14 protein-coding genes and 1 pseudogene are annotated in these 13121 nt (G+C 67.2%); 7 read left to right on the plus strand and 8 right to left on the minus strand.

Annotated features, from left to right (window positions below; translation table 11 throughout):
- Together A5747_RS13330 and A5747_RS13335 are read left to right on the plus strand one after the other, a co-directional pair.
- Nucleotides 1-199, plus strand: a pseudogene (locus A5747_RS13330) (hypothetical protein); the annotation flags it as partial.
- An 81-nt stretch (nt 200-280) separates the two neighbouring features.
- Complete coding sequence (locus tag A5747_RS13335) at nt 281-670, plus strand: hypothetical protein (RefSeq protein ID WP_076115597.1); 390 nt, start codon at nt 281-283, stop codon at nt 668-670.
- Nucleotides 671-702: 32 nt separating this feature from the next.
- Here the strand turns inward: A5747_RS13335 and A5747_RS13340 are convergent, their stop codons facing one another.
- Nucleotides 703-1395: a DUF3060 domain-containing protein gene (locus A5747_RS13340; protein ID WP_076124907.1), complete on the minus strand. Its 693-nt coding sequence runs from the start codon at nt 1393-1395 to the stop codon at nt 703-705.
- Between the two features lie 56 nt (nt 1396-1451).
- Here A5747_RS13340 and A5747_RS13345 point away from each other — a divergent pair, with 56 nt between their 5' ends.
- A complete protein-coding gene (locus A5747_RS13345) occupies nt 1452-2477 on the plus strand; it encodes an NADP-dependent oxidoreductase (RefSeq protein WP_076124909.1) in 1026 nt (341 codons plus the stop codon).
- Here the strand turns inward: A5747_RS13345 and A5747_RS13350 are convergent.
- A complete protein-coding gene (locus tag A5747_RS13350) occupies nt 2474-3109 on the minus strand; it encodes a hypothetical protein (RefSeq protein ID WP_076124911.1) in 636 nt (211 codons plus the stop codon). The genes A5747_RS13345 and A5747_RS13350 overlap by 4 nt on opposite strands.
- Nucleotides 3110-3464: 355 nt before the next feature.
- On the opposite strand from A5747_RS13350, the gene A5747_RS13355 reads away from it, so the two are divergent.
- Nucleotides 3465-4289, plus strand: coding sequence for a family 16 glycosylhydrolase (locus tag A5747_RS13355; RefSeq protein WP_076124913.1), 825 nt, complete (start codon nt 3465-3467; stop codon nt 4287-4289).
- Between the two features lie 4 nt (nt 4290-4293).
- On the opposite strand, the gene A5747_RS13360 is transcribed toward A5747_RS13355, so the two are convergent.
- Nucleotides 4294-5802 (minus strand): glycosyltransferase family 39 protein, encoded by a 1509-nt coding sequence (locus A5747_RS13360; protein ID WP_076124931.1) that lies wholly within the window; start codon nt 5800-5802, stop codon nt 4294-4296.
- A gap of 74 nt (nt 5803-5876) precedes the next feature.
- Nucleotides 5877-6104 (minus strand): hypothetical protein, encoded by a 228-nt coding sequence (locus A5747_RS13365; protein ID WP_076115603.1) that lies wholly within the window; start codon nt 6102-6104, stop codon nt 5877-5879.
- Nucleotides 6105-6212: 108 nt separating this feature from the next.
- Here A5747_RS13365 and A5747_RS13370 point away from each other — a divergent pair, with 108 nt between their 5' ends.
- A complete protein-coding gene (locus tag A5747_RS13370; RefSeq protein WP_076124916.1) occupies nt 6213-6518 on the plus strand; it encodes a hypothetical protein in 306 nt (101 codons plus the stop codon).
- On the opposite strand, the gene A5747_RS13375 is transcribed toward A5747_RS13370, so the two are convergent.
- Entirely contained in the window at nt 6515-7933 is a 1419-nt protein-coding gene (locus A5747_RS13375; RefSeq protein ID WP_076124918.1) for an amidohydrolase family protein, read from the minus strand. The genes A5747_RS13370 and A5747_RS13375 overlap by 4 nt on opposite strands.
- 147 nt (nt 7934-8080) lie before the next feature.
- Between A5747_RS13375 and A5747_RS13380 the strand changes: the two genes are divergently transcribed.
- Nucleotides 8081-8752: a GAP family protein gene (locus A5747_RS13380; RefSeq protein ID WP_076124921.1), complete on the plus strand. Its 672-nt coding sequence runs from the start codon at nt 8081-8083 to the stop codon at nt 8750-8752.
- Nucleotides 8753-8768: 16 nt separating this feature from the next.
- Here the strand turns inward: A5747_RS13380 and A5747_RS13385 are convergent, their stop codons facing one another.
- Nucleotides 8769-9587, minus strand: a complete 819-nt coding sequence (locus A5747_RS13385) for a hypothetical protein (RefSeq protein WP_233148040.1) — start codon at nt 9585-9587, stop codon at nt 8769-8771.
- A gap of 196 nt (nt 9588-9783) precedes the next feature.
- Between A5747_RS13385 and A5747_RS13390 the strand changes: the two genes are divergently transcribed.
- Nucleotides 9784-10329, plus strand: a complete 546-nt coding sequence (locus tag A5747_RS13390; protein ID WP_076124924.1) for a hypothetical protein — start codon at nt 9784-9786, stop codon at nt 10327-10329.
- A 120-nt stretch (nt 10330-10449) separates the two neighbouring features.
- Here A5747_RS13390 and A5747_RS13395 read toward each other — a convergent pair whose 3' ends face one another.
- Nucleotides 10450-11289, minus strand: coding sequence for a L,D-transpeptidase family protein (locus tag A5747_RS13395; protein WP_076124926.1), 840 nt, complete (start codon nt 11287-11289; stop codon nt 10450-10452).
- A 128-nt stretch (nt 11290-11417) separates the two neighbouring features.
- Complete coding sequence (locus tag A5747_RS25680; RefSeq protein ID WP_304528782.1) at nt 11418-13049, minus strand: hypothetical protein; 1632 nt, start codon at nt 13047-13049, stop codon at nt 11418-11420.
- Nucleotides 13050-13121 lie beyond the last annotated feature (72 nt).

Consider the following 13121-nt stretch of genomic DNA (forward strand, 5'->3'; position numbering starts at 1 on the left):
GGCCCCCGCCCCACAGGCACCAGCGCCGGCCCCCGCGCCCCCCCCCCCGCCCCCGCCCCAGTACGCGCCGCCGCCGCCACCTCCGCAGTACGAGCCGGCGCGGCCGCCGCTCACGATGTACCTGCGTCTCCCGTTCGTGACGGTGCCGATTCCGATCAACCCGCCGCCACCACCACCGCCACCGCCCCCGGCTCCTTAAGCCCTGGGCGATCGTCCGTGGCAGACGACGGCGACTAGGCGCACACTGGGCAATAACTCCGACGAGCCGTAAGGAGGTCCCGTGGGCGAACACGGTGCATTCGGATTCGATCCCGACGACTTCGATCGCATGATCAGGGAGGGCAGCGAGGGACTGCGTGACTTGTTCGAGCGGATCGGCAACTTCGTCGCCGCCCCCGGCGGCCGGGCGGGATGGTCGGCCATCTTCGAGGACCTGTCGCGGCGGCCCCGGTCCGGACCGGAGACCACCGGCGAGGCCGGTGACGGGGTGTGGGCCATCTACACCGTGGACGGCGATGGTGGCGCGCGCGTCGAGGAGGTCTACGCGACGGAAATCGACGCGCTGCGCGCCAACAAGGACAACGTGGACCCCAAGCGCAAGGTCCGTTTCTTGCCGTACGGCATCGCGGCCAGCGTCCTCGACGACGATACGGAAGAGCCGACGCCCTAATCACGTTGGGGCATCACGCATTTCGTGCGCGGTCAGCCCTGCTCGACGGAGTTCGAACCACCGGCATTGGTGATCTTCGGTGTGCCCGTATGGTAGGTGATCTTGTTGTCGAAGCCGGAGGCGTCGATGGTGTCGACGGAATCGACGGTGATCGCGTTCTGGACGCCGGACACAGTCAGGCTCGCGCAATGACCGGTGATCACAACGGTGTTGGAGACCCCGCTCACGCTGACGACGCTGTCGTTGCAGGCGACGGTCCGATTCTCGTTGATCCCGGAGATGGTGAGCTGGCCACCCGCCGGTGCGGTGGCGGACGTCGACGGGGTCGACGTTCGGGTCCGGCTCTTCGACGGCGGTGATGTGGTCGGGCTGTTGGCCGGTGACGTAAACGGAACGGAAATCGTCGGCGGGGACGTGATGATCGACCGGACCCCGGAAAGCTGATGGGCGGCGAACGCCGCGATCCCGCCGGCGAGGGCGAGCACGCCGATGACGATGACGGCGCCCAGGATCCACCACACGCGGTTGCTTGACGGGGGGTTCGGCGGTGGCCCGGAAACGGGTCCGCCGTAGCTCCATTGGTTCGGCGGCGGCGGCACGCCCGGTCCGGGCGCGTAGGCCTGATCGGCCGGTTGCGAGCCTCCCACTTCGGACGTGCGTGCCGAGTCGGCCAGCGGGCGCTCAAGTTCCCGGATCCGGTCTTCCGGGTCTTCGTGCGGGTTCATGCACTGAATATGCCATTCATTCCGGTAATTTCGACCCGTTCGGTAGTTTCTGCATCGTGCCCGACTTGCCGAATCGCCAGATCGTGTTGCGTCGTCGCCCGACCGGTCTGGTCAAGCCCGGTGACACCGAACTGCTCACCAAGCCGGCACCCCGGCCCGCCGAGGGTGAGGCCCTGGTCCGAACCACCTACGTCGGGCTCGACGCCGCGGTGCGGACCTGGCTGAACGACCAGCCGGGCTACCTTCCGCCGGTGCAGCTGGGCGAGGTCATCCGCGCGGCCGGGATCGGGGAAGTCGTGGAATCACGCTGCGGCGCCTACGCCGTCGGCGATGTCGTCACCACGCTGACGGGCTTCCAGGAGTACGCAATCGTGCGCGACGACGTGTTCACCACGCCCGTTCCCGGCCGGGCTTCGGTGGACCAGCTGGCCGTCATGTCGGTGTACGGCCCGACCGGGGCCACCGCCTACATCGGGATGACGGACATCGGCCGGCCCCAACCCGGCGAGACCGTCGTCGTCTCCGCGGCCGCGGGCGCGACTGGATCGGTGGCCGGGCAGATCGCCAAGATCGCCGGCGCCCGGGTGGTGGGCATCGCGGGCGGCCCGGAGAAATGCCGGGCGGTGGTCGAGGACTTCGGCTTCGACGCGTGTATCGACTACAAGAACGATGACCTGGCCGCCGCGCTCAAGGAGCACTGCCCGCGGCGCGTCAACGTCTACTTCGACAACGTCGGCGGGCCGATACTCAACGCGGTGTTGGGCCGGCTGGCCACCAAGGCGCGGGTGGTGCTGTGCGGGGTGATCTCCAGCTACCTCAGCGGAGAGCACCCCGGACCGGCCAACTACGTGAACCTGTTGTCCAAGACCGCGCTGATGCAGGGCTTCAACGCGCTCGACGACTGGGGTCGCTTCGACGAGGCCTTCGCCGCGCTTCATCGATGGGAGCACGAAGGCCGGATCAAACACCGCCAGACCGTGTTTGAGGGCGTCGAATCGTGCGTCGACGCCCTCAACGGCCTATTCACCGGGGCCAACATCGGCAAGATGTTGGTCAAGCTGAGCGAGCCGACCTCGGCCTAACTCTCGCCGAGGACGCGGTGCAGAGTCTTCTTCGCGTCGGTCAGGGCTTCCAGCACCTTGGTGCGGGTCTCGGCGAGCTGCTGCTTCTGCTCGTCGGTGCCGGTCCAGGTGATCGTGCGCGCCAGCCCCGCGACCTCGAAGAGGGTCCTGCGGATCTTGAACACATCGCCGAACTTGGCCGCTCGACCCAGGAAGGCGTGCGCGGTCTCGCTGCTGACGCCGCGCCAGGACAGCAGGTTCTGGCCGAATTCGGTCAGCGTCGCCACACCGTTGTCGACCGTGACCACACCCCGGCCGGCCAGCAGCCCGATGGCCAGCTCCGCCACGTCCTGCGGCGGGGTGAATGCACCCTCGGTCGCGTCGGACACCCGCTGCACGATCTGCGCGGCGTCGGCCGGCCCGTCGAGCAGCAGGGCCGCGGTCACGAACGCGACGCGCTTGAGAAAGGGGCGACCGCCGGGCCCGAAGCCGCCCTTGAAGCCGGGGCCGCCGAACCCGCCGTGTCCCCAACCCTTTTCGCCCCAGCCGCCAAAGCCGGGACCACCAAAGCCGGGAGCACCAAAACCGGGTCCGCCAAAACCGGGCCCACCGAAACCGGGCCCACCGAACCCGCCGAAAAATCCACCAGACATCTCTATTCCTTTCAACACATCAGAGGTATCAAGCTCCTTGATACCACCGACACGGGCAATGTCAACAAGCTTGATGGTTGAACGGTGCGAAGCCGGGTGGCGCGCGCCGAGCACGCGGCCGAAAATGGGCTGCTATCGTCCAGATATGGATCGGCGTCGGATGATGATGATGATCGCCGGATTTCGGGCCCTACCCGGCGGAAATGCTGGTCCACTGGGTGCGTGTCTTTTGAAAACCACCTGAGGTGGGATGCGTAGCATCCTGGTGCATGGTTTCATAACACCGTTTGCGACAGTTGCCGAGAAGGGGCGCACCGAGTCAGAGTTCCCGACTTCAACGATGGGTGGTTGGTAGATGGATCGTCGCAGCATGTTGTTGACGACAGGGCTCGGCATGATCGGGGCCGCGATGCGCATGCCCGAGGCCTGGGCGGCCCCGTCGGCGCCGCAGGCGCCGTCGGCCGGTGGCGGCGGGCCGTACATCTTCGCCGACGAATTCGACGGCCCGGCGGGCTCAGGTCCCGATCCGGGCAAGTGGACGGTGCAGACCTGGCAGGACGACGTGTTCCCGCCGGTCGAGGGCATCTACCGCGACGACCGCCGAAACGTGTTCCTCGACGGCAACTCCAACCTCGTCCTGCGCGCCACCCACGAAATGGGCACCTACTACAGCGGCAAACTGCGCGGCAACTTCCGCAGCATGATCAACCAAACCTGGGAAGCCCGGATTAAGCTCAACTGTTTGTTCCCCGGCCTGTGGTCCGCGTTCTGGGGCGTCAACGAGGATCCCATGCCCGACGGCGAGGTCGACATCTTCGAGTGGTACGGCAACGGCGCCTGGGCTCCGGGCACCACTGTCCACGCGGCATCGAACGGGAAAACGTGGGAGGGCAAATCGATTCCCGGTCTGGTGGACGGTGGTTGGCACACGTGGCGAATGCACTGGGGGCCGGAGGGTTTCCAATTCTCGCGCGACGGGGCGGCACCGTACTTCAGCGTGCCGAACAAGCCCATCCATGTCTACGGCGGCCCTCCCGAGGACATGCGCTGGCCGTTCAACAACCCCGGCTATTGGATGACTCCGATGTTCACCCTCGCCGTCGGCGGGGTGGGCGCCGGCGACCCGGCCGCGGGGACCTTCCCGGCGGACATGCTCATCGACTACATCCACATCTGGTAGGCGCTCATCGCTCGGCTTTGATTACCTGCACCAGGTTGAACTGCCATCGCTCGACCAGCCGGAAGCCCAGATCGCGCGGGACAGCGAACGCGGGCGTCGCGCCGTAGCGAGGACCGGGCGCAAGTGCCGCGCCCTGCTCGTGGGCCGGCTGCGTCGCGTCGGCCTGGGTGATGATCCATACCACGCCGCAATGACTTAGCGGCGCGGCGACGACTTCCGGTATCAGGTTGGTGTCGAAGACTTCATTGCGGTCGGTTGCCCGTTGCCACAGGGTGAGGTCGATCAGCTTCCGATAGGCATCGGGACGCGCCGCCAGCAACGGTCGCATCGGGGCGGGCATAAATGTCACCGTGTCGTTGACCAGCAGACAATCGCCCGGTGCGGCCTTCGTCGTGATGAGATCCGCCACCTGGCTGTAGTCCATTCCGTATTTTGCGTACGGGTTACGTTGTGCCCGAACATAATTCGGCGCAGCTGCCACAGCGAAAAGCACTACGATGCCCGTCGCCGCCCAGCGGTTGATCACCAACGTGCCGATGCAGACACCGAGGGCCAGCGCCACCGCCGGCGCCGTGAACGACAGATAGCGCGGCGTGTAGATCGGGTGGACCGCGACGGCCGACCAGATCACGATCAGGGCGGTCGGTATCACCAGGCACGCGGCCGCCAACGTCAACAGCTGCCGGTCCGACTCTTTGAGTTTCGCAGAGCCGCTGAGCCACAAGACAATTGCTGCCGCCACCACCAAGGCCGACAACACCGCGAACGGTGGGCTCCGTTCGAAGTATTGCTGCACCGTCACGTCTTCGATGGTCCGGTGCCCGATCGGAGCGATCCATTTGATCTGCTGAACCTGCCCGACGACCTTGAAGGCGAACGGCGCCAGCGCGCCAACCGTCAGGACCGAAGCGATCGCGAAGTGAACGAGCACGGCTCGACTGCGCCAGAACGCGCAGACGAAAACGACATACGCCAACAACAATAGGACGATGTACATCTCGAGCAGGATCGACGACGCCAGGGCGATCGCGTAATACAGCCAGCACCAAGCGTTGTCGCGGCGAGCGGCGACAACGAGCAGCACGGTCAGCCACACTGCCGCCATCATCGACAGCGCGTAGGGCCGCGCCTCGATGCCTGCCCACGTCGCGCGCGGCAGGATCCCGCAGATGACCCCGGCGGCCACCGCGACGGTGCGCGACGAGAACTGCTTGCTCAGCACCACGACGCCGGCGGCGGCGCCCCCGACGGCGAGGCCACTTGGTGCGCGGGACCAGAACTCGGTGGGCGGGAAGATTTGGAACCAGCCGTGCATCAGTAGGTAGTACAGCCCGTGCACGGCGTCGACGTTGCCGAGCATCCGCCACAACTGGGCCAGGGATCGGCTGTAGGAGGCCGAAATGGTTGCCGCCTCGTCGTACCAGAAGGACGGGCGCCCGGCGCCGATCAGACTGACGGTGGCGGCGAGTATTCCAACGATCAGCGGGTCGAGTGCGGCCGGCGGCGGTGCCAGCCGGTTACCGCGAAGCGCACCACGGGAAGGCCGTGACTCGCTCAGCACATCGCTATGTTGCCAGAAGGCAGGTCTCAGTTACTCAGCCACACGTGCCAAAAACCGTCGGGGCCCAGGCGGCAGTCCCAATGGGTGTAGAGGTGGTCGTTGTGGGTGATCTCGACGTGCGGGCCGTCCGCCTCGCAACCGCCCTGGCTCGAGTAGTTGCCCTCGACCTCCACTTCATCGGCGTTGGCTACGCCCACCGCAATGGTCATCAGCCCGGCGAATGCCATTAGTCCTGCGGCCGCAAACTTCCTCATGGCGCCTTCCCCTCGTTATCGGTGACGCGACTCTATCGATTCGGCCTGGCGCCCGCGCCGCAATTGTGGGGACTCAACGAACCGGTGATTCGAACGTATGATCGATCAATGGGTCAGCTCGCGTCGATCGGGTACAACGGGCAGCCGGTCCGCAGCCCGTTTCGGGTGGTGCGCCCGCCGATCACGGTGCTGGTGGACCTGACCGTGCTGTTCCCGCGCGAGCCGCACCGGTCCGGCCGGTATCAGCCCAACGGCCTGCAACTGCACAAGGTCGTGGAGGGCCGGCTGACCTGCTGGGGGCTCTGCGAGCAGGGCGACTGGTGGGGGCTGGTCACCTATCCGATCGCATACGGGTCCAAGCAGAGAAGCGTGACGCATTGGGTCCCGGCTTGGACCCTGCGCCGACGGGGCTAGCCGCTCGCGGGTTCGGCCGGAGCCAGGCGGCGTCCCTGCACGTAGGTTCCGGCGATGGACGTCTCCCGCGTGCTCATCAGCAACCCGAACAGCGTCTGGTCGCGGGCCATGGCCGGATCGTCGGACCGCACGCCCTGAGTGATCACGGCCTTCAGCGCCGGCGTGCGGTTCGGGTCGATGACGACGAAGTCGGCCTCCTTGCCGACGTCGAAGTTGCCGAACCGGTCCTCCATGTCGAGTGCGCGTGCACCGCCCAGCGTTCCGAGGAACAGCATTTCGGCGGGGTGCATCGAAACCCCGGCGTCGCCCGGCTCCGAGATGTGCACCTTGAAGGCGGCGGCGAGCACCTGCGGTATCGGCCACTCGTCCCCGCCGCCGAAATCCGTTCCGGCGGCGATGTTTACACCGGAGGCAACCGTGCGCAGCCACGGCATGGTGCCCGAGCCGAGGAACTGCTGGGATACGGGGCAGTGCGCGATCGACGTGCCGGTCTCCGACATCCGCTCGAGTTCGGAATCCTGACAATGCACCGCGTGCGCCATGACACTACGGCGCCCGAGCATGCTCGGCCCGCCGACCTTCGAGCCCGGCAGGAACCTGCCGTCATAGGTATCCAGGTAGGTGTCGACCTGAAAGATCTTCTTGGTTTCGGCGACCTCGCCGGTCTCCGGGCGGTTGTTCTCGTTGAGATGGGTGTGGAAATACACACCCCGATCGCGCACCGAATCATACAGTTCACCAAGGCTTTTCAGCACCTCGGCGGTGACCGCGATCGCGAAGCGCGGAACGACGGCGACGTGCAACCGTGCGGTCTTCGCGTCTCCGGTGTCCGCCGCGTGCCACTTGTCGATCTCCTCCCGGACCAACCGCAGCGCATCGGACTCGGACGTCATCAACGGCTCAGCTGCTTTGGGGCCGACGGTCTGGATGCCGCGGCCGCTGACGATCCGCAGTCCTCGCCGCTGCGTCTCGCCGAACAGCGCGTCTTGGGCGTGGGGAAACGCGGACCCGAAGACCATGGCCGCGGTGGTTCCGCTCGCGATGCGCCGGTCGCAGAACTCGACGGCCGCCCGCTTGGCGAACGCCGGCTCGGCGAAGCGGGCCTCCGACGGGTACATGCAGCCGGTCAGCCACTCCAGCAGCTGCCCCCCGTTGTACGAGTCGCCGGCAAACGTCTGCGGAAAATGCACGTGGGCGTCGACGAAGCCCGGCAGCAGAAACCCGGGTCTGTGATTGGATACCGGCGCCGACCGGTACTTCAGCGGGATGTCGGCGCGCTCGCCGCAGAACGCGACCTTGCCGTCGTCCCCGACCACCAGCGCACCCTCGGGAATCGACACCAGGGCCGCGGCGGCTTCGGACAGCGGCGGTGCGCCGGTGAGGTGAAAAATGTGTCCAAGGTGGGTCCGAGTCACGCGATCATCCCCCCTGTCTGGGAGCGCAACGAATGTTGTTGCACCGCACGTCACATCCAACCACTCCAGCGGCTTTTCGGGGTCAACACGACCACACCCGGCGCGCTCGCTGGCACGATCCCGCGGTCAGTGCGAAGATTGCTGCCCGTGGCAACTAGCTGGGGATCCGTTCTGAGCGTGCTCACTCCGCTGGCGCTGGTCGTCGCGATCTCGCCGCTGTCGATCATCCCCGCGGTCCTGGTGCTGCAGACGCCGCGGCCGCGACCCACCAGCCTGGCCTTCCTCGGGGGTTGGGTATTCGGGCTGGCGGCGCAGACCGCGATCTTCGTCGCGGCCTCCGGCGCGCTCGGTGGGATGCACAACGCGCCGCCTAGGTGGGCGTCCTGGCTGCGCGTGGTCCTCGGGTCGGCACTGATCCTGTTCGGCATCTACCGGTGGCTGACCCGCCACGGCCACAGCGAGTCGCCGGCGTGGATGCGGGCATTTGCCACCATCACACCGAGGCGGGCAGCGATCACCGGGCTGGCGCTGACGGTGGTGAGGGTCGAGGTGCTGATCATGTGCCTGGCCGCCGGCTTGGCCATCGGCACCAACGACCTTGGTGTCGTCGACGGGCTGATATGCGGCGCGTTTTTCGTCGCCCTCTCCGCGTCGACGGTCGCGATCCCGGTGCTGGCCTACGCGGAGGTCGGTCACCGCCTAGACGATCCGCTGGCACGGCTCAAAACCTGGATGGAGCGCAACAACGCCGCGCTGATGGCGGCCATCCTGGTCTTGATCGGTTTGATGGTGCTCCACAACGGAATTCGCGCGTTGTGACTTCGCGCTGCCCGGCTCAGCGGTAACCGCCGTCGGACAGGCCGGCGTCCGCTTCGAGCCTGTTGACCTTGCCAAAGACCTTGTCGCGGACGACTTCCCAGAGGTAGGCCGTGATCATGCCGGCATGGCCTTTATCGGCCCACTGCTGGCAGTGCAGCTCCTCGTGGTGCAACACCCGGTCCAGCGCGAGGTTGCTCTCGAAAGCGTTGCCATTGCGGTCGCAATACCAGGCATGCCCGGACTCGACGATCTGGCGAAGCCGTTGTTCGGTGCCGATCGAGTCGTCGACGTTGACCATGAAGATGTCGCCCCAGGCGGTGCCACCCTCCCTGCTGAACAGCTTCTGGACCCGATTGCCGCCGAGGCCCATGAGTATGCCGTTGGGCGTGGTGACGAGGCGCCCGCCGTTGCGGTGCGCGAAGCCGACATCCTGCTCGTAGCTCCAGCGGTTTGCCTTCTGCCGGTTGACGATCCGCCCAACCTCCGTGGCGGTGTACGGCGTCTCGGGGAAGTCCGTGGGTTGCTTGCCCGCCCTGCCGTAGTCCGTCCCGGCGTTCAGGACGTAGGTCATCAGCGCCGCTTTGCGCGCGTCGCTTCCGGCGACGCCCCGCGGCAGGAGGAAGAAGGACTTGCCGTCCGGATCTTTGATCTCGGCGCAGTGCGCGAGAATCGTGAAGCTCTCCGGGGTGATGCCGTGCTCTCGGGCGATCGCGGCGACGACGTCGGAAGGCACGCCCCGGCGTTCGGCGTTCTCGAGCCACTGCCGGTGGTAGCCCTGCCCGACGGCCGGCTCGGAGCTTTCCGGCTTCCGATCATTTCGCTTGAAGACCACCACACGCTGTTCGTAACACATCGGTGCAGGTCCGCGCAGGTCGCGGTAGCCGGTCCGACTTGTGACAACGTCGTGACGTCACCATTTGGAAACGGCGCGGTGCGGCGTGGCTCATGTTCCATATTGTCTGCCGAGAATTGATCCGGTCGTCGGGAACGACTTTTGGAAGATCTGAGCGCGCATAGAGGAGTCGACGCTGATGGTGGAGCGGTTCAGCATCAAAGTAGTTGCGAGCGCCGGGTTATGCGGAGCCGCCATAGCGTTGAGCCCAGACGCGGCGGCCGCCCCGCTGATAACGGGCGGTCACGCGTGCACCCAGCAGCAGGCGGGCGAGGTGCCGGCGGCCGTTGGTGGACCAGCAGAAGCCGCCGGCGGACCGGTACTCGCCGCCGGTGGCTCGGTCGTCGAAACGTGCGCCGCTCCGCTCACGGACATGTCCGGCGTTCCGCTGGTGGTGCCCGGTCCCGTTGGCGCCCCGATCGTGCCCGTCGTGCCGGCCGGCGTTCCGCTCTTGCCCGGCCCGCTGCCCCTTCCCCTGGGCGCTCCGGTCGCCCCGGTGGTGCCGGCCGGTGCTCCGCTGATCGCGCTCGGCGGTCCGGTGGCGGCTGGTGCACCCGTCGATGGTGTCGCGGCCGCTCCGATCCTCGACATGTCCGGCGTCAAGGACGCGCCGACCGGCCCGGCGCCGACCGGCGGGCCGGTGCCCGGTCAGCCGGTCATGCCCGGTCCGTCGGGCGCGCGCTGACGCGACCCCTTCCCGGACACTACGGACCCGCTGGGTTGTCACCAGCGGGTCCGTTTGTATCGAGGGCGGTGAAAGGCCTGTGCTGTCAGGGCATTTCGGCGCGTTTAGGGAGAAAGCGAGTCACCGAGAGACTATGCGCGGAACTTCGATGCTGTTGTCCTGCACGATCACTGGGTCACCGACGTTGACCGTGTTGTAGTACCACTCCGCGTCCTCGGGGCTCAGGCTGATGCAGCCGTGGCTGACATTGTCCAAGCCGAGCGAATTGACCGCCCAGGGAGCCGAATGCACGAAGAGGCCATGGTCGGTGATGCGAACGGCGTAATCCACCGGAAGACGGTAGCCGTCAGGATCGTCGACGGGGATGCCGACGCTGCTCGAATCCATCATCACCGTGCGTTCCTTGGACAGGACGGTGTAGGTGCCTGTGGGAGTGGGGTACTCCGGCCTGCCCATCGAGGCCGGCATGACGCCCGGCTCTCCAAAGTGAGGTCGGTGGTGCGGCGCGGGGAGCGACGTCGGCGGTCCCGCCTCGACCCCATCGATGGTCACGGTGAACGTGTGCTCGGCGATGCTGGCGACACCGACGACGGCCGGACCCGTCTTCATTTCCGTGGACACTCCGCCCACCGAGAGCGGAATTGTGCTGTGCGCCGGCCAGAATCGGTCCGGCACCCACTCCACGACCTTGTTGTCGAGCCATTCGAACTTGCCGGTCATCGCCGGTGTCGACTTGACCGCGATGGCACGCTCGGCCGCGTGCCGGTCCGCGACGGGCGCGTCGAACGTCACCACCAGGGGGTGCGCGACACCCACGACCTCGCCCCGCTTCGGGAGAACCGACGCGATGGCGAAATGCTGCGGCTGGTGCGCCGCGGCCACACTTACACCGGCCGGGCTCGCAACCACGCTCCCGGCCATCCCGACGACGGCAAGAACACACCGAACAACCGCCTGCATGGCTCCAATTCCTTTAACTGACACCGTTGCAATAGTGATGGTAAGGGGGTCCTGAACAGTGGAAGTGCAAGGGCGCGTTCGCAATTGATCAAGACTTCATCACGTTTTGGCTACAGCCAACGGGATGGCTACCGGTGGCCGCTGCCGCCACTCTCGGCACCGCCGCCAGAACTGCTGCTGCCGCCGCCAGAGCTGCTGCTCGTGCCACCGCCGGCGCTAGCACCTCCGCCAGAGCTCGCGCCACCACCGCCCGTCGGTCCACCAACTGGCCCACCACCGCCGGCCGGGCCGACGTCGTGCGGCGCGCCGTCGCCGGGAGTTCCGTGGCTCGGACCGGGGCCGGTAGCAGGTCCGCCCGGGTTGCCGGCGGCCCCGCCGCCGGGATTCGGGCCCTGCGCCGGGGGAACTTGGTGGGGCGGCGGCGATTTCGGCGGCGCGGGCGACGGAACGTGGACCGGCGGCGGGACATGGAGCGGCGGCGGCGAATCGATCGGTGGCGACGGGTGCGGCGGCGCCTGAAGGACCGGCGGGTTCGCCGGAGGGTCCGGCAGGATTACTGGCGGGGGAGCGGGCAGCGCGATCGGCGGGACAACCAGCGGAATGGGCACCGGCGGCGCCGCAATCGGGGCCGGGAGGACCGGAGCCGCGGGCGGCGGTGCCGCGGGAACCGGTGCCGCCGGCGGCGGTGGGACCGCTGGCGGACTCAACGGCTTTGGTGCCGCCGCCGGGGTAGCCGCGACTTCCGCTGGTACAGGGGCGAATACCTGCTCGGCCGGGGCGATGAGATTGTGCAGCGGGGCGGGTAGCAACCCGACCGTCGAGTGGACGCCGACTGACAGTGCTACCTCCAGTGCCAACGCCGCGCTAAAGCCCGCGACCGCCAGCACGCTTCCGACCAGCAGTCCCGACCTACGACGGACGGCCGCGTCCATGACGACCGTTGGGGCGCTGGTTTCATCGTCCGCGACCGCGCTGTAGGCAAGGTCGTCCTCGCCAGGCTCGGCAGCGGCAATGCTCAGGTACTCGGGAAGGGCGTTCGCGTCGACAGCGCCCGTGCCGGGGTCCTGTGCATAGGCCAGCGCGGCCGTCGACGACGCGAACAACGACGCGTTCGCGGACGCGAGGGCCGCCCCGCGGGCCAGGGCCGTCTCCGGCTCTTCGGGCGCGCTCACGGAAAGCGACGTCGCGTCTTCCAATTGCGCCCTGACCGTTGCGATGTCAACGCCGGCGCCGAGCACAAACAGTCCGTCCGGGTGCGTCGGCAGCTGGTCGAGTCCGGCGACCAGGTGCATCAGCTCGTCGTCTGTCAGCCGCCCGGGCGTGGCATTCAACCGCTCTTGGTAAACATCCGCGATGGAACCGTCGGCGGTCTCGACGACGGCCAGAGTTGCGGTGTCGGGCTCCATCAACATCAGCGCGGTACGCTCGTAACCCATTGCGCCGCCGACGAATTGAGTCAGCGAGGTCGCAGCCAGAAACGCCGATACCAGCATGACGTTCTCGAGCTTGTGGGCGGCGAGTGCGTCGCGCAGGGTTGCCGCTTCGAGTTGGTCGGTCCACGCGACCCCGATAGACGACAGCTCGAGGCCGGCATCGGCGGCGCCCTCACGCGTGCCCAGGATGGCGGCGATCACTCGATCAGACGCGCTGATGGTCGGCGCGTCGTCGGCAGCAGAGACGTCGAACTCGTCCTCTTCGACCGTGGCTCCCTCGGCGTTCTCACCTTCGAGAAGAACCATCTGAATCGACGCCGGGGCCATCGATACGCCGAGCACGATATCCAAAACAACCCCTCCAAAGGTATTGCTAGCCAAGCCATGGTCGGGCGGAGG

The organism is Mycobacterium sp. IS-836 (assembly GCF_001954275.1).
In the GTDB taxonomy this organism is placed as follows: domain Bacteria; phylum Actinomycetota; class Actinomycetes; order Mycobacteriales; family Mycobacteriaceae; genus Mycobacterium.